Annotated in this window: 23 protein-coding genes, 2 tRNA genes and 1 riboswitch; of the genes, 9 read left to right on the forward strand and 16 right to left on the reverse strand. The window is 58.8% G+C overall.

Annotated features, from left to right (window positions below; translation table 11 throughout):
- Positions 1 to 22 precede the first annotated feature (22 nt).
- The gene (locus BLU28_RS02740) at positions 23 to 784 is read right to left on the reverse strand and encodes a transporter substrate-binding domain-containing protein (RefSeq protein ID WP_045533192.1); all 762 of its coding nucleotides are present in this window, start codon (positions 782 to 784) and stop codon (positions 23 to 25) included.
- 170 nt (positions 785 to 954) lie between these two features.
- On the opposite strand from BLU28_RS02740, the gene BLU28_RS02745 reads away from it, so the two are divergent.
- Positions 955 to 2,892: a glycosyltransferase family 2 protein gene (locus tag BLU28_RS02745; RefSeq protein ID WP_077986622.1), complete on the forward strand. Its 1,938-nt coding sequence runs from the start codon at positions 955 to 957 to the stop codon at positions 2,890 to 2,892.
- A gap of 182 nt (positions 2,893 to 3,074) precedes the next feature.
- On the opposite strand, the gene BLU28_RS02750 is transcribed toward BLU28_RS02745, so the two are convergent.
- From BLU28_RS02750 to BLU28_RS02765, 4 genes are all read right to left on the reverse strand, one after another.
- Positions 3,075 to 3,368 (reverse strand): hypothetical protein, encoded by a 294-nt coding sequence (locus tag BLU28_RS02750; protein WP_168247070.1) that lies wholly within the window; start codon positions 3,366 to 3,368, stop codon positions 3,075 to 3,077.
- A gap of 52 nt (positions 3,369 to 3,420) precedes the next feature.
- A complete protein-coding gene (gene aqpZ, locus BLU28_RS02755) occupies positions 3,421 to 4,146 on the reverse strand; it encodes an aquaporin Z (RefSeq protein WP_006698951.1) in 726 nt (241 codons plus the stop codon).
- A gap of 140 nt (positions 4,147 to 4,286) precedes the next feature.
- A tRNA-Gly gene (locus BLU28_RS02760) sits at positions 4,287 to 4,360 on the reverse strand.
- 58 nt (positions 4,361 to 4,418) lie between these two features.
- The gene (locus tag BLU28_RS02765) at positions 4,419 to 5,516 is read right to left on the reverse strand and encodes a 2'-deoxycytidine 5'-triphosphate deaminase (RefSeq protein WP_022555567.1); all 1,098 of its coding nucleotides are present in this window, start codon (positions 5,514 to 5,516) and stop codon (positions 4,419 to 4,421) included.
- A 73-nt stretch (positions 5,517 to 5,589) separates the two neighbouring features.
- Positions 5,590 to 5,668: riboswitch (SAM riboswitch) on the forward strand.
- Positions 5,669 to 5,711: 43 nt separating this feature from the next.
- On the opposite strand from BLU28_RS02765, the gene BLU28_RS02770 reads away from it, so the two are divergent.
- Together BLU28_RS02770 and apaG are read left to right on the forward strand one after the other, a co-directional pair.
- Entirely contained in the window at positions 5,712 to 6,896 is a 1,185-nt protein-coding gene (locus BLU28_RS02770) for an O-succinylhomoserine sulfhydrylase (protein WP_077986620.1), read from the forward strand.
- 231 nt (positions 6,897 to 7,127) lie between these two features.
- Positions 7,128 to 7,520, forward strand: a complete 393-nt coding sequence (gene apaG / locus BLU28_RS02775) for a Co2+/Mg2+ efflux protein ApaG (protein ID WP_006698948.1) — start codon at positions 7,128 to 7,130, stop codon at positions 7,518 to 7,520.
- Positions 7,521 to 7,565: 45 nt separating this feature from the next.
- Here the strand turns inward: apaG and BLU28_RS02780 are convergent, their stop codons facing one another.
- The 3 genes from BLU28_RS02780 to BLU28_RS02790 form a co-directional block, all read right to left on the reverse strand.
- A complete protein-coding gene (locus tag BLU28_RS02780) occupies positions 7,566 to 8,555 on the reverse strand; it encodes an Hsp33 family molecular chaperone (RefSeq protein ID WP_077986619.1) in 990 nt (329 codons plus the stop codon).
- A gap of 237 nt (positions 8,556 to 8,792) precedes the next feature.
- Positions 8,793 to 9,710, reverse strand: coding sequence for an ornithine carbamoyltransferase (gene argF / locus BLU28_RS02785; RefSeq protein ID WP_077986826.1), 918 nt, complete (start codon positions 9,708 to 9,710; stop codon positions 8,793 to 8,795).
- A 57-nt stretch (positions 9,711 to 9,767) separates the two neighbouring features.
- Entirely contained in the window at positions 9,768 to 10,967 is a 1,200-nt protein-coding gene (locus BLU28_RS02790) for an aspartate aminotransferase family protein (protein WP_077986618.1), read from the reverse strand.
- Between the two features lie 430 nt (positions 10,968 to 11,397).
- Here BLU28_RS02790 and BLU28_RS02800 point away from each other — a divergent pair, with 430 nt between their 5' ends.
- Positions 11,398 to 11,931 carry a GcrA family cell cycle regulator gene (locus BLU28_RS02800; protein WP_004439774.1) on the forward strand — a complete coding sequence of 178 codons (534 nt, stop codon included), beginning with the start codon at positions 11,398 to 11,400 and terminating at the stop codon, positions 11,929 to 11,931.
- A gap of 289 nt (positions 11,932 to 12,220) precedes the next feature.
- Here BLU28_RS02800 and phoB read toward each other — a convergent pair whose 3' ends face one another.
- The 7 genes from phoB to phoR all read right to left on the reverse strand — a co-directional run bounded on the left by phoB (position 12,221) and on the right by phoR (position 20,156).
- The gene (gene phoB / locus BLU28_RS02805) at positions 12,221 to 12,904 is read right to left on the reverse strand and encodes a phosphate regulon transcriptional regulator PhoB (protein WP_003493692.1); all 684 of its coding nucleotides are present in this window, start codon (positions 12,902 to 12,904) and stop codon (positions 12,221 to 12,223) included.
- A gap of 30 nt (positions 12,905 to 12,934) precedes the next feature.
- Positions 12,935 to 13,660 (reverse strand): phosphate signaling complex protein PhoU, encoded by a 726-nt coding sequence (gene phoU / locus BLU28_RS02810; RefSeq protein WP_004439770.1) that lies wholly within the window; start codon positions 13,658 to 13,660, stop codon positions 12,935 to 12,937.
- Positions 13,661 to 13,755: 95 nt separating this feature from the next.
- The gene (gene pstB / locus BLU28_RS02815) at positions 13,756 to 14,571 is read right to left on the reverse strand and encodes a phosphate ABC transporter ATP-binding protein PstB (protein ID WP_003519986.1); all 816 of its coding nucleotides are present in this window, start codon (positions 14,569 to 14,571) and stop codon (positions 13,756 to 13,758) included.
- Positions 14,572 to 14,585: 14 nt separating this feature from the next.
- Complete coding sequence (gene pstA, locus BLU28_RS02820; RefSeq protein ID WP_006698947.1) at positions 14,586 to 15,905, reverse strand: phosphate ABC transporter permease PstA; 1,320 nt, start codon at positions 15,903 to 15,905, stop codon at positions 14,586 to 14,588.
- On the reverse strand, positions 15,902 to 17,386 hold the full coding sequence (gene pstC, locus BLU28_RS02825) for a phosphate ABC transporter permease subunit PstC (protein WP_077986616.1): 1,485 nt from the start codon (positions 17,384 to 17,386) through the stop codon (positions 15,902 to 15,904). The genes pstA and pstC overlap by 4 nt, the downstream gene beginning before the upstream one ends.
- A gap of 272 nt (positions 17,387 to 17,658) precedes the next feature.
- Positions 17,659 to 18,693, reverse strand: coding sequence for a substrate-binding domain-containing protein (locus BLU28_RS02830; protein WP_004439763.1), 1,035 nt, complete (start codon positions 18,691 to 18,693; stop codon positions 17,659 to 17,661).
- Between the two features lie 194 nt (positions 18,694 to 18,887).
- Positions 18,888 to 20,156: a phosphate regulon sensor histidine kinase PhoR gene (gene phoR / locus BLU28_RS02835; protein ID WP_004439761.1), complete on the reverse strand. Its 1,269-nt coding sequence runs from the start codon at positions 20,154 to 20,156 to the stop codon at positions 18,888 to 18,890.
- Positions 20,157 to 20,386: 230 nt separating this feature from the next.
- Here phoR and ppk2 point away from each other — a divergent pair, with 230 nt between their 5' ends.
- The gene (gene ppk2 / locus BLU28_RS02840) at positions 20,387 to 21,283 is read left to right on the forward strand and encodes a polyphosphate kinase 2 (RefSeq protein WP_077986615.1); all 897 of its coding nucleotides are present in this window, start codon (positions 20,387 to 20,389) and stop codon (positions 21,281 to 21,283) included.
- Positions 21,284 to 21,315: 32 nt separating this feature from the next.
- On the opposite strand, the gene BLU28_RS02845 is transcribed toward ppk2, so the two are convergent.
- Positions 21,316 to 22,461: a hypothetical protein gene (locus tag BLU28_RS02845; RefSeq protein ID WP_077986614.1), complete on the reverse strand. Its 1,146-nt coding sequence runs from the start codon at positions 22,459 to 22,461 to the stop codon at positions 21,316 to 21,318.
- A gap of 252 nt (positions 22,462 to 22,713) precedes the next feature.
- Between BLU28_RS02845 and BLU28_RS02850 the strand changes: the two genes are divergently transcribed.
- From BLU28_RS02850 to BLU28_RS02865, 4 genes are all read left to right on the forward strand, one after another.
- Entirely contained in the window at positions 22,714 to 23,676 is a 963-nt protein-coding gene (locus tag BLU28_RS02850; protein WP_077986613.1) for an NAD(P)H-dependent flavin oxidoreductase, read from the forward strand.
- Positions 23,677 to 23,811: 135 nt separating this feature from the next.
- Positions 23,812 to 23,887 (forward strand) — tRNA-Thr (locus BLU28_RS02855).
- Positions 23,888 to 23,995: 108 nt separating this feature from the next.
- Positions 23,996 to 24,154 carry a YqaE/Pmp3 family membrane protein gene (locus tag BLU28_RS02860; RefSeq protein WP_004439740.1) on the forward strand — a complete coding sequence of 53 codons (159 nt, stop codon included), beginning with the start codon at positions 23,996 to 23,998 and terminating at the stop codon, positions 24,152 to 24,154.
- 317 nt (positions 24,155 to 24,471) lie between these two features.
- Positions 24,472 to 24,714 carry a DUF982 domain-containing protein gene (locus BLU28_RS02865; protein ID WP_006698942.1) on the forward strand — a complete coding sequence of 81 codons (243 nt, stop codon included), beginning with the start codon at positions 24,472 to 24,474 and terminating at the stop codon, positions 24,712 to 24,714.
- The last annotated feature ends 44 nt before the right edge of the window (positions 24,715 to 24,758 follow it).

Raw genomic sequence — 24,758 nt, forward strand, 5'->3', positions numbered from 1 at the left:
ATCGAGTCGGTCCGGGTCTCTCCTAATAGAGCCCGTAGGGAAAATAACGACGATAGATCTCTTCGAGCCGGCCGTTGCGGGAAAGAGCGGCAAGCGCCTGATCGAAGGCCGGCACCAGCACATTATCCGGATCGACCGTCATGATGGAAAGGCCCTCGCCGAGGAACCTGTCCGACATATAAGGCCCCCCAAAAAGAGCGCAGCAGCCTTCGGATGCGCTTCCTGAAACCCAGAACGGCAAGCGCAGGGCATCGGCAAAGATGGCGTCGACCTTACCGGCCTTCAGAGCACCGTACATGGGTTCGTAGCCGTCAAAACCCTCAACCGCCGCCTTGGGAAAAAATGCCTTGAGCATCTGTTCGTGCCGGGAACCGGTCACCACGCCCACTTTTTTGCCGGACAGTGCGTCGGCGCCGGAGCCGGCAAATTTCGTCGCCTTGTTGACAGCCAGCCGGGCCGGCAACAGAAGATAGGGGCGCGAAAAGGTGAAGCTCTTGCGCAGCTCGGCCGTGACGGCGAGACCGGAAATCACCGCTTCGCCCTCTCCCATCTCCAGAGCCGCCTCCAGCTCGTCAAAGGGTAAGGCCTGTACCTGACATTTGCTCTCCACCTTGAGCTGCGCGCAAACCTCGCGGACGAGATCGACATGGAAACCCGCAAGCCGGCCTTCCTGATCGGTAAAATTGAAGGGCGGAAAATCCACCGACATCAAAAACCTGATGCGGGGAACGGAGGAAAGGTCGCCACCGGGAAACCGCTCCTGAGCGTCGAAAAGCACTGGCATGCGGTTCCCATCCGACAGGCCCTCCGCATGAAGCTTTTCGAAAATACCGACAACTTGCAAAGCGAACACTAAAGTAAAAACAAGAATTATATTTCGCGTTACAATCGTCATTCTCATCTATACTATCCGCAGCAGGAAGTGGGGCGTTACCATGACGGTGGCGGCAGTGCATGGATTATTTGCGACACTATACACGAGAATCGTTTCGCACGACGCCTGCCGGGCGAAAAATTGTATTTTCCCGCATAGGCGATAATCCACCCCAGACGGTTCCTGATCGGGGTGAAGCCGGACACATGCGCTTCCTTCGGGCGCTGGGATTTGGCAAGCCGTATATCAGCGAGTGCGAACGGCTGGCGCTGGAAAACGGCTCGACGCTGGAAGCGGAACTGCTGGCCGGCGGCCTTGTCGCGACGGATGCCTATTTTGGCGCTTTCGCGAGGTTTTTGCGGTTACCCTTTGTCGCGGAGATCGATCCGGACCGGGTCGCAGATGTCCATCGTCTCGATACACAGCTAGCCGAGCCGCGCTTGCTACGGCTGACGCCTGCGAACGGTAAACCAGCACTTCTGATCGTGCCCGAGCTGGCGCGGATGGAATTACTGAAAAGCCTGCTGGACCGACATCCGCATCTTCTGGACGAGCTCGTGGTGACGACGCCGCATGCCATGCGCGATGCGGTCTGGAAGGCGGGTGAAACACGCCGCTGTCGTGAGGCTCGCCAGCAACTCTTCAACACCGCGCCGCAGTACTCTGCCAGGATCACGCTTCAAGGTCATCAGGGCTTTTATAGCGGTATCGTCGTCACCCTGCTTACGCTCTCGCTGCTGTTTCACACGCAGACGGCCATGGCCGTCATCCACGTCGCCCTGACGATGCTTTATTTCTTCACACTGCTGTTCAGGCTGTTTGTGCTGATGCAGACGTCAGGAGAGAAAGACACGACGACCGCAGCTGCGCTCGAACCCGACGGAAATCTGCCGGTCTATACCATTCTGGTGGCGCTCTATCGTGAGGACGCCATCGTCAGCCAGCTCATCGGCGCGCTGGAGCGGCTCGACTGGCCCAAATCCAGACTGGATATCAAGCTCGTCTGCGAGGCAGATGACGGGGCCACAATAGATGCCATCCTTAGATTAAATCCCGGAAAGCATATTGAGATCGTGAGAGTGCCGCCTTCCCTGCCGAGGACCAAGCCCAAGGCGCTTACCTATGCACTCTCCGGCGCGCGTGGGGCGTTCGTTGCCATCTATGACGCGGAAGATCGGCCACATCCGCTGCAATTGCGTGAAGCCTATGCGACCTTCCGCCATCAGCCGGAGAACGTGGCCTGCCTGCAGGCGCCGCTTATCATCAGCAATGCGCGCTCTTCCTGGATCAGTGCCTGTTTCGCCCTGGAATATGCCGGTCTGTTCCGTTCAATGTTGCCCGTGCTTGCGGCGCACCGGCTACCGCTGCCGCTTGGCGGCACGTCCAACCATTTCCGCACCGCCGTATTGCGTCGCGTCGGCGCCTGGGATCCTTACAATGTGACTGAGGATGCCGATATTGGCCTCAGGCTGCACCAACTCGGCTATCGATGCGGCGTCATATACCGCCAGACGCTGGAGGACGCGCCCACCACGCTTCCCGTGTGGCTCAACCAGCGGGCACGCTGGTACAAGGGTTGGCTGCAGAGCTGGCTGGTGATGACCCGCGCGCCCGTTGCGACGGCGCGCCGCATGGGATGGCTCTCCTATATCGTCTTCCAACTGTTGATCGGCGGCATGCTGGTGTCGTCGATGGCTCATCCCCTGCTCTTCGTTTCCGTGGCGTGGATGGCCACGGCTATCGGGGACAGCGGTGCAGACATGCTGTTTTCGTGGCAGGGCGTTCTGTTTTTTACCGATACGCTGAACATCGCCGGCAGTTACGCCATATTCGTGCTGATGGGCAGGAACAGGATGATCGATTACGAGAGGAGGCAGGTGGGAAAACGCTGGCTGGCAATTCCGCTTTATTGGCTGATATTGTCTCTGGCGGCCTGGCGTGCCGTGCTTGAGTTAAAAACCAAGCCTTTCGTCTGGAACAAGACGCCTCACGTACCAAGCGTTAGCAACACTACCTGAAACGGTTGCCGCTTCGATCCTTTACCTGGTCGCAGAAGGCGGCTTCTATTTTCTGCCGATATCGTCGCGATTTGCAAAACCGAAGCCGGCCTTACGCAACTCGCCCACCGATCTGCATATAATCGACGTCTGCCGGAGCGCTTCGTCCGGCAGACGTCCCGTTTCATTTCAAGCGCGGTCGATTATCGTGCAACAAGCTTGTTCTTGATCAGGCCGACGACGACCTGGACGATCAAACCGCCGACACCGCCGCCAACGAGCTGGCCGGCAAGGGCGCCGATATCCACACCGCCAGCCGCCGCGTCTCCCGCTGCCCCAAGCAGCGATCCGAGTACGGTTCCACCGCCAATACCGCCAATGGCGCCGGCAATCAGGTTGCCGAGCGCGCCAAGGTCAGAGTCCTTCAGTATCTTTCCACCGGCTGTCCCACCAGCCGCACCGCCGATGATCTGGGCCAATATCGAAGCAAGATCCATGTCATCCTCCTCACTTGTTTTCCCGACCATTCGGAAAAACAAAGCATCCTAATCACGTCTGTGCGGGCTGGATGGAGCCGGCATGGCCGACCTTCTCTTCCTCACCGAAAATTTTCCAGATTACAGCGCCAATCGCCCCACCGACGATCGGGGCAAGCCAGAACAGCCACAGCTGCTGCAGAGCCCATCCACCGACAAACAGGGCCTGCCCCGTGGAGCGGGCCGGGTTGACCGACGTGTTGGTGACCGGAATGGAGATCAGATGAATGAGAGTAAGCGCAAGACCGATGGCGATCGGCGCGAAACCGACCGGCACCCTGCCATGCGTCGACCCCAGAATGATGATCAGGAAAAACGCCGTCAGAATAACCTCGATCAGCAACGCCGACAGGAGCGAATATCCCCCCGGCGAATGCTCCCCATAGCCATTGGCAGCAAAACCGCCAATGTCCGCCCCCGCCTTGCCGGTGACGATCACGTAAAGAGCCGCCGCGGCAACGACCGCTCCCAAGACCTGCGCAACGATATAGGGCAGTAGGTTTGCTGCCGGAAATTTACCGGCAACGGACAGGCCGACCGAAACAGCTGGATTGAAATGCCCGCCGGAAATACCGCCAACCGCGTAGGCCATGGTCAGAACCGTCAGGCCGAAGGCGAACGCGACACCCAGGAAGCCAATGCCGAGTTCAGGAAAAGCAGCAGCAAAAACCGCGCTGCCACAGCCACCAAAGACCAGCCAGAAGGTTCCCAAAAATTCAGAGAGAAGTTTGCGACTCATAACATTTCCCCATCATGTTACGACTGGATCAACTATTACGTGCAATTTAATCGTAGTCAAGCAAAATCACATAGTCCCGCGGCCACCGACGTGGCAGCAGACAGGGGCCGATCTTTTTGGCGAGGAGATCAAGGGGAGACTGGAGCGGGTGAAGGGAATCGAACCCTCGTATTCAGCTTGGGAAGCTGCTGCTCTACCATTGAGCTACACCCGCACCCACAAACAAGACATCGGATAGTTCGCGGCGGGTGTCAAGCGCCCGCCGCAGCTCATTATGCGGCGCGAAAGTGCTTGGAGAGCTTCAGCCCCTGCGCCTGATAGTTGGAGCCGAGACCGGTGCCATAAAGGCCTTCCGGTTTCTGCAGCATATGCTCATAAACCAACCGGCCGACGATCTGGCCATGCTCGAGGATAAAGGGCACCTCGTGGCTGCGCACTTCCAGCACGGCGCGGCTGCCGGTGCCCCCCGCCTGCGCGTGGCCGAAGCCGGGGTCAAAGAAACCGGCATAGTGCACACGGAATTCGCCCACCAGCGGATCGAAGGGCGTCATTTCGGCCGCATAAAGCGGCGGCACGTGGACGGCTTCGCGCGAAACGAGAATATAGAACTCGTCCGGGTCGAGGATCAGTTCGGCGCGGCCGCGCGCATAGAGCGGTTCCCAGAAATCGAGAACATCGTGCTGGGCCTTCTTGTCGACATCCACCACCGCCGTATGGTGTTTGCCGCGATAACCGATCAGCCCGTTTTCGCCAAATCCCTTGAGGTCGATCGAGAGTGCGATACCACCGCCCGTCACGTTCGGGCTTTCGCTGGCGACCAGCGTTTCCGTCTCGTGCAGTTTCAGAAGCTCGCTTTCACTCAGCAGCGAATGGCCAATGCGGAAACGGATCTGCGACAGGCGCGAGCCACGGCGAACCACAACGGGGAAGGTGCGCGGGCTGATTTCCAGATAGAGCGGACCTGTGTATCCCGCCGGTATCTTGTCGAATTCCTGCGCATTGTCGGTCATGACGCGGGTGAAGATATCGAGGCGACCGGTCGAACTCTTAGGATTGGCCGAGGCGGACATGTCCGCCGGCAGCGCAAGGCTTTCCATCAGCGGAACGATATAGACACAGCCGGTTTCCAGCACCGCGCCCTGGCTGAGATCCACCTCGTGCAGGCTGAGACGATTGAGCTTGTCGATGACCTTGGTTCCGGGGCCGGGCATGAAACTTGCACGAACACGATAGGCCCTGGAGCCAAGCCTGAGGTCGAGGCTGGCGGGCTGCACCTGATCGACATCGAGATCGGCCTCGCTTTTCAGCTTGCCGCCTGCAAACAGCGCGCGGATTGCGCCATCCGCCAAAATGCCCGTGGTTCTCATCATGGTCGTCATTCCTTTTTACGGCGACAAAACCAAAAGGAAAGCATTGACGCAAGCCGGTAACGGCAGTATGGCAAGCTTATCCCGTGGTGATTTGGCCGGTCGGCTTGCAGCCACGTTAAACAAGTGGCTAAAAAGACCGGGTGCTAGGAACCGGTCTGCTTTTGCGGCCGGTTTTTTTGTTTTGAAGGTGATCACATGAGCAATAAATGGCGCCCGGCAACCCAGCTCGTTCACGGCGGTACGCTACGCTCCCCTTACGGTGAGACGTCGGAAGCGATTTATCTGACCCAAGGCTTCGTCTACGAAAACTCTGAAGCAGCCGAAGCGCGCTTCAAGGGTGAAACCGACGGCTTTATCTACGCCCGATACGCCAGCCCGACCAATGACATGTTCGAAAAGCGCATGTGCCTGCTGGAAGGCGCTGAAGACGCCCGCGCACTTGCTTCGGGCATGGCCGCCGTCACCGCCGCCATCATGTGTCAGCTGCGCGCCGGCGACCATATCGTTGCCGCCCGTGCCCTCTTCGGCTCCTGCCGCTGGGTGGTTGAAACGCTCGCGCCGAAATATGGCATCGAATGCACGCTGATCGACGGACGTGATCTCGGCAACTGGGAAAAGGCAATCCAGCCAAACACCAAGCTGTTTTTCCTCGAAAGCCCAACCAATCCGACACTCGAAGTGGTGGATATCGCCGGCGTAGCGAAGCTTGCCAACCAGATCGGTGCGAAAGTGGTCGTTGACAATGTCTTCGCCACACCGCTTTTCCAGAAGCCGCTCGCACTCGGCGCCCATATCGTCGTTTATTCGGCCACCAAACATATTGACGGCCAGGGTCGCTGCCTCGGCGGCGTGATCCTTTCCGACAAGAAATGGATTGAGGAAGAGCTGCAGGATTATTTCCGCCACACCGGCCCGGCCATGTCGCCGTTCAATGCCTGGACGCTTCTGAAGGGCATCGAGACGCTGCCGCTGCGCGTGAAGCAGCAGACGGCCAACGCCTCGAAGATCGCGGACTTCCTTGCCGACAGCGGCAAGGTCGCCAAGGTCATCTATCCCGGGCGCGCCGATCACCCGCAGGCCGACATCATTGCACGGCAGATGTCCGGTGGTTCGACGCTGGTGGCTTTCGAATTGAAGGGCGGCAAGGAAGCGGCCTTCAAGCTGCAGAACGCGCTTGAGATCGTGAAGATTTCCAACAATCTGGGCGACGCCAAGAGCCTCATCACCCATCCCGGCACCACGACGCACAAGAACCTTACAGACGAGGCACGGGCGGAACTCGGTATCTCCGGCGGCACTTTGCGCCTTTCCTGCGGCATCGAGGATACCGACGATCTGCTGGAGGATCTAGCAAAGGGTCTGGCAGCCGTTTCGGCCTGACATTCATTCAATAATCGACATGGCCCGGCCGGAACGACGGGCCATGTCGCGTTTGATGGCCTCGAAAGCCAGTATCAGGCAACCATTATTTACCTTTTCCGTTATCCCTAACGGTAAAAAACAGCGCAACGGGAGACAGCTCCTGCCCCTCAAGTCATTCATTTTCTTGACGATAGCCAGAGCCTATAGTGTAGGATAAGCGGGCAGGGAAAATATCGAGGTGTGGCGCGTATGTATCGTGCTCTGACAAGGGATATCGAGGTGACGGTTGATCCGTATTATCTCGAAGAACAATCCGACCCGGATGACGACCGCTACGTCTGGGGCTACAAGGTCGTGATCGCGAATAACTCGGATGTTCCCGTTACTCTCGTCAATCGCTATTGGCATATCACTGACCAGAATGGACAGGTGGACGAAGTCTACGGACCGGGTGTCGTGGGAGAACAACCGCATCTCAAGCCCGGCGACACCTACGAATATTCCTCCGGCTGCCCGTTGGACACGCCGTCCGGCCTTATGTTCGGACATTACGAGATGGAAACGGAAAGCGGAGAAGTGTTCAACGTCACCATACCCGCTTTTTCGCTGGATTCTCCGGGGCTGATGCGGGTCTTGAACTGACCCGCAGGCCATGAAAAACCGCGCCTTTGCAGGCGCGGCCCTTATTCAGGCGTTTTCAAATTCGCTGACATCGTAGCGATAAGTGGTCGAACAGAACTCACAGGTCACGGCAATCGCGCCGTCTTCCTCGCTTGCCTTGATCTCTTCGGCGGTAAAACCCGAGAGCACGCCCTTGATCTTATCCCGCGAGCAGCTGCAGCGATCGAAAATGGACTGCGGATCATAGATGCGCACGCCGCTTTCATGGAACAGCCTGAAGAGGAGTCGTTCCACCGGCACCTGCGGATCCGTCAGTTCGTCCGTATCCACGGTGTTCAAAAGCGTCACGGCTTCCGTCCAGGCATCGTCCTCCTGCACATCGTGACCGCCTTCATCGCCGTCGCCGCCGTGCAGGTCACGCATACGCAGCCGCTCGGGCGCCCGCGGCAGGAACTGGGCGATAACGCCGCCCGCACGCCAGCCATGACGCGGCTTGCCTTCCCCGTCGCGATCGAAGAATTCGGCCACACCGAGGCGCACACGGGTTGGAAGCTGCTCCGACTGACGGAAATAAACCCCGGCAATGTCTTCCAGCGACGAGCCATCGAGTGGCACGATGCCCTGATAGGGCTGCATACCCGCGCCCTGATCGATCGTGAAGGCCAGAATACCGTTGCCCAACAATTGTTCCGGCGAAGTCGCCCCTGCCGCAAGCGCCTCCGCCAGCCGCTCCTCATCAAAACGGGCATAAGCGCGCATGCTTTCCGGCGCGGTGAAATCCGCCACCAGCAGGTCCACCGGACCGTCGCCCTTGGTCTGTACCGTCAGCTTGCCGGAAAACTTGAGCGATGTGCCGATCAACGCCGTCAGAACGGTCGCTTCCGCCAGCAGGCGGGCGACCGCAGCCGGGTAATCGTGGCGCTCGAGAATGGCATTCAGCAGCGGACCCACCTGCACGGCGCGGCCGCGCACATCCAGACCTTCGACCTGAAAGGGCACGACCTTGTCGTCGCCAGCAAAATCGAGATCGTCCAGTTCAACCGTTACATCTGCCATGTCATACTCCCTGGCGCAGCCGTGGCGCCGCTACCGTCCAAAAGTCCGGCTTTCGAAATGTGCTTTTTCCGCTTGTCGCACAGAGACCCGGGAAGAGAAACCGCTTCCGGGGAAAAACGTGCAAATCGTGACGAGGGCCCGCCAGAAAACCGACGAGCCTCTTCGAAGTCCAACAGATGGTAATCGCTGCCGAGAAGTTCAAGCACCCGCCCGACGTTGATCAAACGGGTGATATTTTCAGATGACGCCCATGCACCAGGCGATGACGGATTTCTGCGCGTGGAGGCGGTTTTCCGCCTCGTCGAAGACCACCGATTGCGGGCCGTCGATCACCGCATCCGTCACCTCTTCGCCGCGGTGAGCCGGGAGGCAATGCATGAACAGCGCGTCTTTTTCCGCCTTGGCCATCAGGGCTTCATTGACCTGATAGGGCTGGAAGATGTTGTGGCCGCGCGCCTTGTGTTCCTGATTCATGGAGACCCAGGTATCGGTGACGACGCAATCAGCGCCCGCCACCGCCTTGTCGGCATCGTGGCACAACATTATCTCGCCGCCATTGTTGCGGGCCCAGTTCAGGAACTTGTCATGCGGTTCGGAGCCCATCGGCACTGCCATCGTCATGCGGTAACCGAAACGGGCCGAGCCCTCCACGAAAGAATGCAGGACATTATTGCCGTCCCCTGTCCACGCAATCGTCTTGCCTTTGACCGGACCGCGATGTTCTTCGAACGTCATGATGTCAGCCATGATCTGGCATGGATGCGTGTCGTCCGTCAGGGCGTTGATGACAGGCACTGTCGCATGTTCGGCAAGCTCGAGCAGGCGCGAATGATCTGTCGTGCGGATCATGATGGCGTCAACGTAACGCGACAGCACCTTTGCTGTATCACCGATCGTTTCTGCGCGGCCGAGCTGCATTTCCGTACCAGAGAGGAAAAGCGTCTCGCCGCCAAGCTGACGCATCCCCACATCGAAAGAGACGCGGGTTCGCGTGGATGGCTTTTCGAAGATCATGGCCAGCATCTTGCCGGCAAGCGGCTTTTCCGCCGTTCCGGCCTTGGTGGCCGCCTTGCGTTCGCGGGCATCGTCGAGAATTACCCGCAGGTCCTGCGAGCTGACGGCCGACAGGTCGAGAAAATGTTTAGGTGAAGCCATTTCAAACTGTCCCATGCTTGCGAGCCCCAGGAAAGAGGCCCGCCCTTCAGTGTTTCCTCAGGCGATTTTTGCCTGTTTCGCTGTGAGAGAAGCGGCGGCCGCTTCCACGCGTGCCAGCCCCTCACGGGCTTCCTCCGCCGTGGTGACGAGCGGCGGCAGGAGACGAATGACATTATCGCCCGCTGGTACGCCCAGCAGATGCTCGGCGCGCATGGCCTGCAACAGCTCGCCCGATGGAACCTTGGCCTTGATGCCGAGAAGCAGGCCTTCGCCACGGATTTCCTCGATAACGTCAGGATAACGGTCCTTCAGCGAAGCAAGGCCCTGGCGGAAAACCAGCGCGACATCACGAACCTTTTCCAGAAAGCCGTCAGAGAGGACGACATCAAGCACGGCATTACCGACTGCCATGGCGAGCGGATTGCCGCCATAGGTGGTGCCATGCACGCCTGCCGTCATGCCGGAAGCGGCATCAGCCGTCGCGAGGCATGCGCCCAGCGGAAAACCACCGCCGATGCCCTTGGCAACCGCCATGATATCGGGGGCGACACCAGTGTGTTCATAGGCAAAGAGCTTACCCGTGCGGCCAACGCCCGTCTGCACCTCATCGAAAATCAGCAGCAGACCGTGTTCGTCACAAAGCGACCGCAGTAACTGCAGGAATTCCTTGCTGGGTGCGCGAATACCGCCCTCACCCTGAATGGGCTCGATCAGAAGCGCTGCCGTCTCGGCCGTGATGGCGGCTTTCAGCGCATCGACATCACCGAAAGATACTTGGTCAAAGCCTTCGACCTTGGGGCCGAAACCTTCGAGATATTTCTGCTGGCCGCCGGCTGCGATCGTTGCAAGCGTACGACCATGGAAGGCGCCTTCGAAGGTGATAATCCGGAACTTTTCCGGGTGGCCCTTGGAATAATGATAACGACGCGCGGTCTTGATTGCACATTCCAGTGCTTCCGCGCCGGAGTTGGTGAAGAAGACCTTGTCTGCGAACGTTTCCTCCGTCAGGCGCTTGGCAAGCTTTTCCTGGCCCGGAACTTCATAGAGGTTCGAGACATGCCAGACCTTTTCGGCCTGCGTCTTGATCGCGTCGACAAGATGTGGGTGGGCATGGCCCAGCGAATTGACGGCAACGCCGGCCGCAAAATCGAGATATCGCTCGCCGCTTTCGGTGTACAGCCAGACGCCCTCGCCTCGCTCGAAGCGGAGGGGGGCTCTTGCAAATGTATCGAACAATGGCGCGGCGGCTTCGGCCATGGCTGTATCACTCCTTGCGCGGATGCGCTGTCAGACGGTTGTCAATAGGCTTCGAGGGTTATCCCTCGCCTGAAAATCAAAAATGCCGCCTCGCGGCGGCAGGGGCACTATTGTCACTTCGCTTGCCGATGTCAACAAAAGTCCGTATTTCCTAGGCTTCTCAAGCCCTAGTGGGTGGCAGGTCGCAAGGCCCAAGGTGTTGCCTTTCTGACTCAACTCGCCAGCAAGTTGGGGAAAACCGGAAAATCGATTCGAGATGATTCCCGCGACTCTTGCCACGGAGTCTGCGTGGCACTAGGTTAATCGCTAATTACTAGACTGCATTGCGGCGGAACTAGTCACCAAAAATCAGGCAGAAACCACGCTCGCGGCATGCCCGCGAGACGGAGAAGGATTCTGTCGAAATACACGCGAAAAGCGGAGAAGCGGCATGAACTGGACAGACGAGCGGGTCGAGAAACTCAAGAAATTGTGGGCCGAAGGACTGAGCGCCAGCCAGATAGCAGCTCAGCTGGGCGGCGTCAGCCGCAATGCCGTGATCGGCAAGGTCCATCGTCTTAATCTGCCCGGACGCGTCAAGGCTGGCGGCCCGGTGACGTCGGCGCGTTCTGCGCCCAAGCGGACTGCTGCACCTGCCCCGCGCACGGCGAATTTCGCTGGCCGCGTCAACGCTGCACCTGCTCGGATCCTGACCCGCTCCAACGCGGCGACCGCTCTTCAGGAAGAGGTCGGCATCGAAACTGCGGAAATTCTCGATTACGTTCCTTCCAGAAATGTCGTTACTCCGATCTCCCGCCGGCTGACGCTGACGGAACTGACGGAGCGCACCTGCAAGTGGCCGGTCGGCGACCCCCTGAAAGACGATTTCCATTTCTGCGGCTGTGAAGCGCTGGAATCTTCACCTTATTGCAAGTTCCATGCGAAACTCGCCTACCAACCGGTCAGCGAGCGCCGCAAGGCTTGAGTGTTGCGGCACACATTTGACACTCAAAAACTACGGGCCTTCGGGCCCGTTTTTTTGTGACAAAATACCGCGCTTCCCGGACAGCGACAGCAGAACATCAAGGCTTATTCATCGTCGTCGGGTTTCGCCCCTCAATCGAATTTCGGTGGACTCTCAACCGCTCGTCAAACGGATGAAATTATCGTGCTTGCGGAAGGTTCAAAATAAAAAGGCCCGACACCAGACCGGTTTCGGGCCTTTTCATTTTGGCGGAACGTCATGCTGAGGGGAACCCTCAGTTCGGTTCCGATCAGGCTTCCATCGAATATCCGGCACCGCGCACGGTGCGGATGACATCCTGCATATGGGAAAAGTTGAGCGCCTTGCGCAGACGTCCGACATGCACGTCAACCGTCCGCTCATCCACATAGATATCGTGACCCCAGACGCCGTCCAGCAATTGCGAACGGGAGAACACGCGGCCCGGAGAGGTCATCAGGAATTCCAGCAGGCGGAACTCCGTCGGACCGAGACGCACCTCGCGGCTTTTGCGGTGAACGCGATGCGTCTCGCGATCCAGCTCGATATCGCCGCACTTCAGCACCGAAGACAGAACCTCCGGACGGGCCCGGCGCAGCATGGCCTTGACGCGGGCCATCAGTTCCGGCGTGGAAAACGGCTTGACCACATAATCGTCCGCGCCGGTGGCGAGGCCGCGAACCCGTTCGCTTTCCTCGCCGCGCGCCGTCAGCATGATGATAGGAAGGCGCTCGGTTTCCGGCCGCATCCTGAGCCTACGGCACAGCTCGATACCGGAAACGCCGGGAAGCATCCAATCCAGGATGAGCAGATCCGGAATACGTTCCTGCAGCCTGATCTCTGCCTCGTCTCCACGGGGTATGGTGTCGACGTCATATCCCTCAGCCTCGAGATTGTAACGAAGCAGGACGCTCAGCGCTTCCTCATCTTCCACAACTGCAATCTTGGGCACCATATGCTAACTCCGCAAGCCGCTGCTTGTCTGTTACTCGGTCACCGAACCGAGCGTGTTGGAACTGTCGTCCTTCGGACGCTCGCCCTCCGGCTGGCTGCCGGTGGTCATGTAATAGATCGTCTCGGCGATGTTGGTGGCATGGTCACCGATGCGCTCAATATTCTTGGCGCAGAACAGAAGATGCGTGCAGGTGGTGATGTTACGCGGATCTTCCATCATGTAGGTCAGAAGCTCGCGGAAGAGCGAGGTATACATGGCGTCGATTTCCTCGTCGCGCTCGCGAATGGCATTGGCCTTTTCGGCGGAACGTGTCGAATAGACGTCGAGGACTTCCTTGAGCTGTACCAGCGCCAACTCCGACAGGTGCTCTATGCCGCGGGCGAGCTTGCGCGGCACGCCCGTTCCGGCAACCGCGATGACGCGCTTGGCAGTGTTCTTACCGAGGTCGCCAACGCGTTCGAGGTCCGCTGCGATACGCAGCGTGCCGATGATCTCGCGAAGGTCTGCCGCCATCGGCTGGCGCTTCGCAATGGTAACGATGGCCTTGTCACCGATCTCGCGCTCGGAATGGTCGAGGATCGCGTCGTCGGAAATGACCTTCTGGGCAAGCGCGGCGTCGGAATTGACGAGCGCACGCACGGCGTCGGCGCACATCTGTTCCGCAAGACCGCCCATCTCGGCGATGCGTCGCGTCAGGAACTTCAGTTCGTCATCATAAGCAGACAGAATATGCGAATGGGTCGTTGTCTGGTTCACGGTCTATTCCTCCGGCTTGGCCTTGCATGCGACCGCCCGAAGCGGGGCCGCAGCGGCACCAGTCTTGTTGGGTTGCGATAAAGCGCCGGCCGCGATCAGCCGAAGCGGCCCATGATGTAATCCTGCGTGCGCTGGTCATCCGGATTGGTGAACATCTTGTCGGTTTCATTTTCCTCGACAAGGTGACCGAGATGGAACATGGCCGTACGCTGGGAAACACGTGCCGCCTGCTGCATGGAGTGCGTGACGATAACAATCGTGTAATTGGTGCGCAGTTCGTGGATCAGTTCCTCGACCTTGGCAGTGGCGATCGGATCCAGCGCCGAGCAGGGCTCGTCCATCAGGATCACTTCCGGGCTGACGGCAACGGCGCGTGCAATGCACAGGCGCTGCTGCTGACCGCCGGAAAGACCGGTGCCGGATTCGTGCAGGCGATCCTTAACCTCGTTCCAGAGACCCGCCTTCTGAAGGCTCTGCTCAACGATCTGGTCCATATCCGCCTTGTTGCGGGCGAGACCGTGAATGCGTGGACCGTAGGAAATGTTTTCGTAGATCGACTTCGGAAAAGGGTTTGGCTTCTGGAACACCATGCCGACGCGGGCGCGCAACTCCACGACGTCAATCGCCTGATCATAGATATCGTCGGTGTCGAGCGTGATCTTGCCCGTGACCCGGCAACCGTCGATCGTGTCGTTCATACGGTTCAGGGTACGCAGGAAGGTGGATTTACCGCAGCCGGACGGGCCGATAAGCGCGGTTACCGTATTTTCGCGAACGTTGAGGTTCACGTCGTAAAGCGCGCGCTTTTCGCCGTAATAAACCGAAACGTCCTTGCCGATCATCTTGTATGAGACTTCATTCATTTTCTTGTCCAGCGCCTTTTCAACTGCTGCTTCCGACAACATGTTCATTGCTCAATCTCCCTTTACCAGCGCCGTTCGAAGCGGCGACGCAACAGGATTGCGCCAACATTCATGACGATGAGGAACAAAAGCAGGATGATGATAGCGCCTGAAGTCCTTTCGACAAAGGCGCGCTCCGCTTCATTCGCCCACATGTAAATCTGCACCGGCAGGGCCGTGGACGGGTCCATCGGCGTTGTCGGGTAATTTGCTACGAATGCCACCATGCCGATCAGCAGCAGCGGCGCAGTTTCGCCCAGCGCGTGGGCGAGGCCGATGATGGTGCCGGTGAGGATGCCGGGCATGGCGAGCGGCAGCACGTGGTGGAAGATCGTCTGCATCTTGGAAGCGCCGAGGCCCAGGGCGGCGGCGCGGATTGACGGCGGCACGGCTTTCAGGGCAGCGCGGGTCGCAATGATGATCGTCGGCAGGGTCATCAGCGTCAGGACGAGGCCGCCGACCAGCGAGGCTGAGCGGGGAAAGCCCATGAAGTTGATGAAGACGGAGAGGCCGAGCAGACCATAAACGATCGAGGGAACAGCCGCGAGATTGTTGATGTTTACCTCGATGAGATCAGTCAGACGGTTCTTCGGAGCAAACTCCTCAAGGTAGATCGAAGCTGCAACACCGATCGGCAGCGACAGCACCAGCACGATCAGCATCATGTAGAAGGAGCCAATCAGCGCCACGCCGACACCCGCCGCTTCCGGACGGCTCGAGGCGCCGTTGATGAAGATGCCGGTATTGAAATGCTTGCCAAGCTGCCCGCTTTCGGCGAGCTGGTTCATCCAGCCGAGCTGCTGGTTCGAGATACGGCGATTGGCTTCATCCGCCGTCAGATCGACCTGGCCCTTGAAGGCGCTGTCGACGTCGCCCGAGGCCAGCAGCGTCACCGTGCGGGTGGTGCCGATAACGGCGGGGTCGGCAACGACGATATCGCGAAGCTGCGTACGTACGCTATCGGAGATCAGAAGGTTGACGGCACGAAGACCGGTGCGGTCCGTTGGCGCGACGCCCAGAACCTTGGCAACCGCATCACGGGCAAGAACGGGATAATTGGCCGTCATAAGCTTGGCCGGATTGGTGGCACGCTCGTTCTTGGGATCGATGATCTGTTCGGAGAACTCGACCGGAACGGTGATCATCGTCTGCTGGAACGCGGTGTAACCCTTGGAGACAACCGAGAAAAGCAGAAGGAAGAGAAAGATGAGGCCGAAGGAAATCGCTGCCATGCCATAAGCACGGAAACGGCGTTCGGCGGCATAACGGCGCTTGATGCCGATATCACGACGCGTCGCCTTGACGGCGTTCGCACCAGCTGCGGGAGAGGCGATGTCGGTCATTCATATTGCTCCCGGTATTTGCGCACGATGTAAAGCGCGTAGATATTCAGGCAAAGCGTGATGGCGAAAAGCGTGATGCCAAGCGCAAAGGCAACCAGCGTCTGCGGCGAGGTGAATTCAAGGTCGCCCGTCAACTGGCTGACGATCTTGACCGTCACCGTGGTCATGGGCTCGAAGGGATTAAGCTGCAGTCGGGCAGCGACACCTGCCGCCAGAACCACGATCATGGTTTCGCCGATGGCGCGCGACGCCGTCATCAGCACGGCGCCGACGATGCCGGGAAGAGCAGCCGGAAGAATGACCCTCTTGATGGTTTCGGAGCGCGTGGCGCCAAGTCCGAGCGAACCATCGCGCAGCGAACGCGGCACGGCGGTGATGATGTCATCCGACAGCGACGACACATAGGGGATCAACATGATACCCATGACGAAGCCGGCGGTGATGACACTCTGCGCCTGGATGAAGTTGGCGTAGTTACCCGTCGCCAGCCCGTTGATCTGCGCAGAAATGTCTCTGAGGAAAGGGCCGACCGTCGTCAGCGCGAAAAAGCCGTAGACGATGGTGGGAATACCGGCGAGCACCTCGAGCAGCGGTTTTGCCACCGAGCGCAGGCGGGGTGACGCATATTCCGACATATAGATCGCCGAAAACAGTCCGACGGGCACGGCAACCAGCATGGCGACGAAGCCGATATAAAGTGTGCCGGCAAGCAGCGGGATCAGGCCGAACTGTCCCGATGAATCGGTCGCACCGGCAGCCGCAAAACGCGGATCCCACACTGTGCCGAAGAAGAACTGGTGAGCCGGAACCATGTTGAAGAACTGGATCGCTTCCGTCAGCATCGACAGAACGATGCCGATCGTTGTCAGGATAGCGATGGAAGATGCGACAAGAAGAGCGCCGAGAATGACCTTTTCGACCTTGTTGCGTGCCCGGAAGCGCGGTGCAATCGCCCGCAGCGCATAGGTGGCGCCGCCAAGCGCGGCCAGCAGCACGACAGCGATCATCGCAAGACGGCTCGTGGCGGTCATGGTGTTCAGCGTTTGGGCGGCGTCAACCATGAACCGTTCCGGATCACCGGCAATCGCCACGCCCTTGGATGCAAGCAGAGGCCTCACCGCGCTTGTGTCCGCATCGACCTGCGCCGTTTCTTCCGGTGTCAGCCGCTGAAGGCCGCGGGCGATGGAGGTTACCATGCCGTAGGTCAGGCTCTGCTGCGCTTCGGATTGCGCCCGGATGTCTTCCGGGAAATCGCCGCGGACCGCTGATGTCACGATGAGCGGGCTGATAATCAGCCAGACGCTGAGAATGAACGCCGCGGGCAGTACCGCCCAGACGACCGCGTATGAACCGTGATAACCGGCTCGGGAATGCATGCTGGAAGGACGCCCACCAGACAGGGCAATGGCGCGGCGGCTGCCGAGCAGATAACTGCCGATGCCGATCAGCGCCAGTATCAGCAAAAGGATCGATGTGTTCATTAGAGTTCCCTCGGCGTGCCGCAGGAGCACGGTGCGATATAGGGCAAATCAAAAAGTCATCAAAACGAGACCGCTGGACCATCCCGGAATGCCTGCCAAGTGACTGTATCAAAGTCCGGCAAGCGTCAAGGTTGATACATCCTATCCATCTGTAATCCATAGACAATCATGTGGACGACGATGAATAGGAACTGTCAACCGGAGACATTCGCCCAAGCGGAGAGGCACCGGATGGTATGAGGGGCGCGGCAGGCCGCACCCCTCCTTCTTCATTACATCGTTGAACCGGCCGAGAACTTGGCACGGATTTCTTCGCGCTCTGCGTCCGGAGCGGCAACCAGGCCGTAATTTGCGAGCGGGGAATCCGGGCCGATCATTTCGTCGGAAACGAAGAACTCGACATATTCCTTAAGGCCCGGGATAACGCCCAGGTGAGCCTTCTTCACGTAGAAGAACAGCGGGCGGGAAACCGGGTACTTGCCGCTGGCAACGGTTTCAGTGGACGGAACGACGCCCGAAACGGTTGCGACCTTCAGGCGGTCGGCGTTGTTTTCATAGAAAGCGAGGCCGAAGACGCCGAGGCCTGTCTTGTTGGCGTCGATGCGAGCGAGCGTCTCGGTGTAGTCGCCGTCGATGTCGACTGCAGCGCCGTCCTTACGGACTGCTACGCACTTGGCAGCAGCCTGCTTGGCGTCGGTGATCAGCGTCTTGATGACGTCGGTCGCTTTGGCTTCCTTGCAGCCGTCAGCCATGATCTTCTCTTCGAAGACTTCGCGGGTGCCGTGCTTGGAACCCGGGATGTAAGCGGCGATCGCTACATCCGGCAGTTCCTTGTTGATTTCCGACCACTTCTTATAGGGATTGGCAACGAGCTTGCCGTCCTTGACGATTTCAGCGGCGAGAGCGAGGTAAAGGTCCTTCGGCTCAAGCTTGATGTCCTTGTTGGAAGAATCCATTGCGAAGACGATACCGTCGTAACCGATCTTCACTTCCTGAACGTCGGTAACGCCAGCAGCCTTACAGGCGGCCAGTTCGTCGCTCTTGATCTTGCGCGATGCGTTGGCGACGTCGATGGTGCCTTCGCCCACGCCCGAGCAGAACGCCTTCAGACCGCCACCCGTGCCGCCCGACTCGACGACCGGAGCCTTGAAGTTCGGGAAGGTTTCGGCAAAAGTCTCGGCAACGATCTTGGCATAAGGCAGAACCGTGGAGGAACCGGCAACCTGGATCTGGTCGCGAGCAGCGGCGGCGCCAGCGAAGGCGACAGAAGCCACCAGAGCTGCTGCGGAAAATTTAACGAAGTTCATTTGTCTCTCCCGTCGTGGGCTTGTTTGTGGACGCAGCCGATAGCGGCACTCGCTCTTAGCATGCGCTCGGCGACCTCTTCTTAACCACCGTAGCCCCATCCTTTTATGTCACTTCGATGAAAGATTTGTGACAAGCTAAATAATTGATTTAAAATGCAAATTTACGTGATATTTTGTATGTACGGGTATTTATGTCAGAATCTGACGGTAAAATCCGTGCCGCTGCCCAGTTCAGATTTAATGATGAGCCGAGCGCGGTGGCGGGTGAGAATGTGCTTCACGATGGCAAGACCAAGCCCCGTTCCCTTTTTGGAGCGGCTGTCGGCGACGCTGACGCGATAAAACCGTTCCGTCAGACGCGGCACATGTTCGGCCGGTATGCCCGGCCCCCGGTCGACGACGCTCACCTCTACCGGTTTGCCGGGCTCAGCCCGCAGCCAGACATCAACAATCTTGCCTTCCTGGCCGTACTTGCATGCATTTTCCACGAGGTTCTGGAATACCTGCACCAGTTCGTCGCGATCTCCCTGCACCTCCGCAGGACCATCGGGCAGATGCAGGGTGATATCGACATCGAGTTCGTTGGCAAGCGGCAGAAGCGTATCGCGCACATGGCCTATGACGGGAACGAGATCGACCTTCTGATCCGGCGCGATATTGGCGCGCAGCTCCAGCCTCGAAAGGGACATGAGGTCATCCACGAGCCTGCTCATGCGGGTTGCCTGATCGAGCATGATGGCGAGGAAACGCTCCTGCGCCTTGGGATCGTTGCGCGCCGGCCCCTGCATGGTTTCGATGAAACCGCGCAGGGAAGCCAGCGGAGTGCGCAGTTCATGGCTGGCATTGGCGACGAAATCGCTGCGCATGCGGTCGATGCGGCGAAGTTCCGAGACATCGCGGAATGACAGGATGTAGAAAAGCGGGCCCGCCCCCTCGCCCATATCCGCACGGGCGATACGGACGATGAAGACCCGTTCTGAGGGGAAACGCTCGGAATGTTCGACCTGATTGGGCTCCCCGGTGGTGATGGTTTCGCGAATGACATCCAGCAGGCCCGGCGAGCGCAGCCTTGCGGAAATATGCGCCCCGGCGGGAAGCTGACCAAACGCCCGTTCGGCCGCGCCGTTCTGAAACAGCACGCTGGCATTCTTGTCGAGAATGAAAACGGGCGTATCCAGCACGGCAAGACCTGCCCTGACGCCGGAAATGACACTTTCAGCTGGAACATCAGGCTCATCCACCTGTCCGGCCGCATTTTTGGCCTTTTCGGAAAAGGCCGGTTTTTCGCGAACGGCCAGAATGGCGATGACCGCGCAGAGCCAGAGGACGGCCGGCATATAGGGCGTGTGCAACTCGGAAACTGCCACAATGGCGAGCATGCTGACGACGAGCACAGGCAGCCAGTTCCGGCCAAGCTTCTTTGCCAAAAGCCTTAATCCACCATCGCCTTCCATGACTGCCATTTCAGCCTGCTTTCCACTCTCGCTCGACAGCGCATCGAAATCTCATAGGCCAGCTTCATGACAGAGATTCATCACCGCATATTTTCCACAGCGTATATGTGCAAATTGCATGCTGCAATCGCCACACCCCCACAGCTTTCTCAAGCAATCCTCTTTCGCTTGAATTCTGCCGGGCGATGTGAACTCATTGGCGGCGAGTTGCCTTTACACAACAACAGCCGGAGGAAACCATGGCCGATGAAACGAAGAAGCGGACAGTCGAGATCACCGTTGGCGGAAAGCTGCGCAGCTTTGACATCGACGATCCGGTTCTTCCCGACTGGGTGGAGGAAAACAAGCTCTCGGCCGGCAATTTTCCCTATGGCAAGAAAATGAAGCGCGAGGACTACGATGCCGCGCTGGAGGCGCTGCAGATCGAGCTCGTGAAGGTCCAGTTTTGGCTCCAGGCCACAGGCAAGCGGGTCATGGCAGTTTTCGAGGGCCGCGATGCGGCCGGCAAGGGCGGCGCCATCTTCGCGATCCGGTCTTATCTCAACCCACGCTATGCCCGCGTCGTGGCGCTGACCAAGCCAACGGAAACCGAGCGTGGGCAATGGTATTTCCAGCGCTATATCTCGCATTTTCCCACGGCAGGCGAACTGGTTCTGTTCGATCGCTCCTGGTACAATCGGGCCGGAGTGGAACCGGTGATGGGTTTCTGCACCCCCGAGGAACATAAGCGCTTCCTCAAGGAAACGCCGCGCCTGGAAAAGATGCTCGCCCATGAGGACATCCACTTTTTCAAGTTCTGGCTCGATATCGGACGGGAAACGCAGATCGACCGTTTCCACGATCGCCGCCATAGCCCGCTGAAGTGCTGGAAACTTTCGGACATGGACATAGCCGCGCTGACGAAGTGGGACGACTACACGCAAAAGCGCGACGAGATGCTGGAAAAGACCCATACGGATGTCGCGCCCTGGACGGTGGTACGCGCCAATGACAAGCGCCGGGCCCGGGTCAATCTCATCCGCCACATTCTCAATTCGCTGGACTATGAGGGCAAGGACAAGAAGGCGATCGGCGAGATCGACAATAAGATATTGGGGGCGGGCCCGAATTTTCTCGGAAAAGCCGAAGGGAAATGAGGAGAGCCGCCTTTGCGGCCGCTCGTACCCTTTTACTGACCCGGCAGGATGCGCACGGAATAAAGGTTGACCGGGCGGCCGCTGCCATCGATATCGCTGTTGATGAAAATCCTGCCCGGCGCGTTGGGGGCCAGCGAACGCTCGAATGTCGCGTTCAGCAGCATGTCGGCGCGCTCGGCCGTGGCCGTAAACCGGTGGCGCGAACAATCGCCCAAGGTAGCGAAATCGCATGCGACGGACACCTGCGTCTGCCGGTCACTGGAAGATTGCAGGGTAATGGATATGGTCGAGGATTTACCGGCCATGTCCCGCATCACTTCGACTGGAACCTCGATGCTGACGGCGCCATCCTGCGCCACGCTTCTCGACGTCACCCGAATTGCCTTGCCGGCGGGCGTTGCGATATTTTCGACATTGGCGCGTGGGCCTGCCGAAACTCCGGAATTACCGCGCTCGGCATTAAAAACCTCGACCCAGTCGTCGGAAAAACCACGCCCGGCCGATAGGCTCGGGGCGGGCTCGGCGCCATTAAAGTCCTCTGCCTGCACCTGCGCCGGCGGATTGGGCACGCTGGTATCCCGCTGTTCCGGAGAAAGCAGGACGCCCGAGGAATAGGCCCACCAGGCGCCGAAACCGACAAAGGCCAGAAGCGTGACATAGATGAAAAGCCGGGCAAAAAGCCCGCGGCGCTTGCGGCGACCAACAGCACCTTCGGGGCGGAAGGCAAGCGATGCGTCAGCCGCGCTGGAACCTCTCCTCGATGGTTTTCCGCCGCGCCGGCCTGGCCGGGGGGATTCCGGAGCCGTGGCGGCACCGGGTCGCGCATCGCGCGTTTCACCGCGCAGTTCCGGCTCGACAGACACTTCATCCCGATGGGGCGGCTGCGAAACGGGATCGACGGAACCATCATCCTGCGCCGCGCTTTCCTGCACGGGCGGCCGCAATTGCTGCTCCACCCTGTCCAGAAGCCGGTTGCGTTCCTCGTTCTCGATGAGGTGGATCAGGCTTTCAAGCCGCTGGCGCTGCTGGGCAACAATCTGCGGGTCGTCGATGCCCTGCTTGCGCAGGCCCGCTTCCAGCGCCTGACGGGACGATTGATAAATACGTGCACGAACTTCGGCGTTCGATCTGTCCGATTTTTCCAGAGCATTTCTGATTGCCGTTTCCAGTCCGCTCACGACCGATCCTTGTTCTAATGCGCTTTGCAAAATATGCGGCGCTGCGCCATGGGTTCACGATTCGGTAACGGCTATGCCGCCCCTCCGCAAGCATCGTTTGTGATAAAGACCGGATTGTCTTGGGGAAAATCGATCTATTGTGGCGCTACGAACGCAGGTTCGGCGACGCCTCGCGGTACTGTTTTCGCTTCCAATCCGACACCGAACACGATAATGACTTACGTGCGCGTAAACGTAATCTGGGGAGGAGCCATGCTACCGTCCGTGCTGAAAGACAATCTGCGTCTTCCGGTCATAGCGTCACCATTATTCATCATTTCGCACCCTCAACTGACGCTGGCGCAATGCAAGGCGGGCGTCATCGGCGCTTTCCCGGCGCTGAATGCGCGGCCGGAAAGCCAGCTCGATGAGTGGCTGGCGATGATCACCGAAGAGCTTGACGCGCACAACCGGGCCAACCCGGATCGTCCGGCCGCGCCTTTCGCGGTCAATCAGATCGTGCATATGTCCAACCGGCGACTGGAATATGATCTCGGCCTTTGCGTGAAATATAAGGTCCCGGTGGTTATTTCCTCGCTCGGTGCCGTGCCGGAAGTCAATGCGGCCGTGCATTCCTATGGCGGCATCGTCCTGCACGATGTCATCAACGATCGCCATGCAAGGTCGGCCATCCGCAAGGGCGCGGATGGGCTGATCGCCGTCGCGACGGGCGCCGGCGGCCATGCCGGCACACTTTCTCCCTTCGCCCTCGTGCAGGAAATCCGCGAGTGGTTCGATGGCCCGCTGCTGCTTGCCGGCGGCATTGCCAATGGCGGCTCCATCCTCGCGGCACAGGCGATGGGCGCGGACATGGCCTATATCGGCTCCCCTTTCATCGCCACGCAGGAGGCCCGCGCCTCCGACGCCTACAAGCAGGCAATTGTCGATGCGCAGGCCAAAGACATCGTCTATTCGAACTATTTCACCGGTGTTCATGGCAATTATCTGAAAAGTTCGATCGTCGCCTCCGGCCTCGACCCCGACAAGCTGCCGGAAGCGGATCCCTCAAAGATGGATTTCGAATCGGCTTCCGGCGGCGCAAAAGCCTGGAAGGACATATGGGGCGCGGGCCAGGGTATTGGCGCGGTCAAGGCGGTGGAGCCGGTAGCGGCTCTGGTTGATCGGCTGGCCCAGGAATACGAGGTTGCGAGGGGCCGCATCTGCGCCGGAGCCTGATACGCCCTTAAACATTGGACAGGCAAAGCTTTTTGCGGAAATTTCAAAAGCCACGCATTCAAGGCTTGAAATCCGTCGGCATTGCCTGTATCAGCCCGCCATGAAGCTGATCCGTGACAGACGGATCACAACCGGGCCGCTTTAGCTCAGTCGGTAGAGCACATCATTCGTAATGATGGGGTCACGTGTTCGAGTCACGTAAGCGGCACCATTTTCAAACAAAAATCCATCTCAAAAAGCACGTCCGTGCTTAAGTGAAACCAAACCGCCCCACACACGTTCTCCGGCTGGTCAACAGTCAACCGGAAAGCCTGTCATCGTGGACGTCATTCGTATTCTCATCGCCATCATCCTGCCGCCGGTTGGTGTATTTCTCCAGGTCGGACTGGGGCTGCACTTCTGGCTCAACATTCTTCTGACGCTGTGCGGTTATGTGCCCGGCATCATCCACGCGATCTGGGTGATTGTGCGGAGGTGACGTTCCGCACCGCGTGACGACGGAATGTCCGCAATTTTTTAGCACGTGATTAAATTATCATGTGCTTCTGGAACCGCATCTTCTCCTTCACGTTATGGTGATGACATAGACAAGGAGAAAATCATGAACCAGATCATCTACATCGTCGGCCTCGTCGTTATCGTCCTGGCGATCCTTTCGTTTTTCGGCTTCCGGTGATCACCGTTGTCAATTCCATTGCTTGCGCTTATCCTAGGCGGCAGTGACACAGGACAGCGTTCATGGGTTGCTCCGCTGTCGGGTTTGTTTCGGGATCGCGTTGCTCTGGGAGGTGCACGATGAAGAACGAGAGATGGACAGAGCCTGTTGAGGTCAATCTGGATGCGAACGGCAAGAGCGTTGTCGCCGGCCCATTCGAAGCACTGACATTGTTGACCGAAGGCTGGCCAAATCGGCGCGGATTGAGTTTCGTGAGAGCCAGAAGTGCCTGCCGCGCTGCACTAGACGGGCGAAAATCGCCGGAGGAAGCGCGTAAGTGCTTCACAGATGCGGTTTCCGACATGCAGAAGAACCCACATTAATGCAGAAAAAACGGCTCCTTCAGGAGCCGTTTTCGTCAGGCGTT

Origin of the sequence: Agrobacterium pusense (genome assembly GCF_900102105.1) — a bacterium.
Lineage (GTDB): Bacteria > Pseudomonadota > Alphaproteobacteria > Rhizobiales > Rhizobiaceae > Agrobacterium > Agrobacterium pusense.

What these genes read in the sequence shown, in the direction of transcription:
- BLU28_RS02740 (WP_045533192.1), bottom strand. Translation starts at nt 784, where the DNA reads ATGCCAGTGCTTTTCGACGCTCAGGAGCGGTTTCCCGGTGGCGACCTT.
- BLU28_RS02745 (WP_077986622.1), top strand. Translation starts at nt 955, where the DNA reads ATGGATTATTTGCGACACTATACACGAGAATCGTTTCGCACGACGCCT.
- BLU28_RS02750 (WP_168247070.1), bottom strand. Translation starts at nt 3,368, where the DNA reads ATGGATCTTGCTTCGATATTGGCCCAGATCATCGGCGGTGCGGCTGGT.
- aqpZ (WP_006698951.1), bottom strand. Translation starts at nt 4,146, where the DNA reads ATGAGTCGCAAACTTCTCTCTGAATTTTTGGGAACCTTCTGGCTGGTC.
- BLU28_RS02765 (WP_022555567.1), bottom strand. Translation starts at nt 5,516, where the DNA reads ATGATGAGAACCACGGGCATTTTGGCGGATGGCGCAATCCGCGCGCTG.
- BLU28_RS02770 (WP_077986620.1), top strand. Translation starts at nt 5,712, where the DNA reads ATGAGCAATAAATGGCGCCCGGCAACCCAGCTCGTTCACGGCGGTACG.
- apaG (WP_006698948.1), top strand. Translation starts at nt 7,128, where the DNA reads ATGTATCGTGCTCTGACAAGGGATATCGAGGTGACGGTTGATCCGTAT.
- BLU28_RS02780 (WP_077986619.1), bottom strand. Translation starts at nt 8,555, where the DNA reads ATGGCAGATGTAACGGTTGAACTGGACGATCTCGATTTTGCTGGCGAC.
- argF (WP_077986826.1), bottom strand. Translation starts at nt 9,710, where the DNA reads ATGGCTTCACCTAAACATTTTCTCGACCTGTCGGCCGTCAGCTCGCAG.
- BLU28_RS02790 (WP_077986618.1), bottom strand. Translation starts at nt 10,967, where the DNA reads ATGGCCGAAGCCGCCGCGCCATTGTTCGATACATTTGCAAGAGCCCCC.
- BLU28_RS02800 (WP_004439774.1), top strand. Translation starts at nt 11,398, where the DNA reads ATGAACTGGACAGACGAGCGGGTCGAGAAACTCAAGAAATTGTGGGCC.
- phoB (WP_003493692.1), bottom strand. Translation starts at nt 12,904, where the DNA reads ATGGTGCCCAAGATTGCAGTTGTGGAAGATGAGGAAGCGCTGAGCGTC.
- pstB (WP_003519986.1), bottom strand. Translation starts at nt 14,571, where the DNA reads ATGAACATGTTGTCGGAAGCAGCAGTTGAAAAGGCGCTGGACAAGAAA.
- pstA (WP_006698947.1), bottom strand. Translation starts at nt 15,905, where the DNA reads ATGACCGACATCGCCTCTCCCGCAGCTGGTGCGAACGCCGTCAAGGCG.
- pstC (WP_077986616.1), bottom strand. Translation starts at nt 17,386, where the DNA reads ATGAACACATCGATCCTTTTGCTGATACTGGCGCTGATCGGCATCGGC.
- BLU28_RS02830 (WP_004439763.1), bottom strand. Translation starts at nt 18,693, where the DNA reads ATGAACTTCGTTAAATTTTCCGCAGCAGCTCTGGTGGCTTCTGTCGCC.
- phoR (WP_004439761.1), bottom strand. Translation starts at nt 20,156, where the DNA reads ATGGCAGTCATGGAAGGCGATGGTGGATTAAGGCTTTTGGCAAAGAAG.
- ppk2 (WP_077986615.1), top strand. Translation starts at nt 20,387, where the DNA reads ATGGCCGATGAAACGAAGAAGCGGACAGTCGAGATCACCGTTGGCGGA.
- BLU28_RS02850 (WP_077986613.1), top strand. Translation starts at nt 22,714, where the DNA reads ATGCTACCGTCCGTGCTGAAAGACAATCTGCGTCTTCCGGTCATAGCG.
- BLU28_RS02865 (WP_006698942.1), top strand. Translation starts at nt 24,472, where the DNA reads ATGAAGAACGAGAGATGGACAGAGCCTGTTGAGGTCAATCTGGATGCG.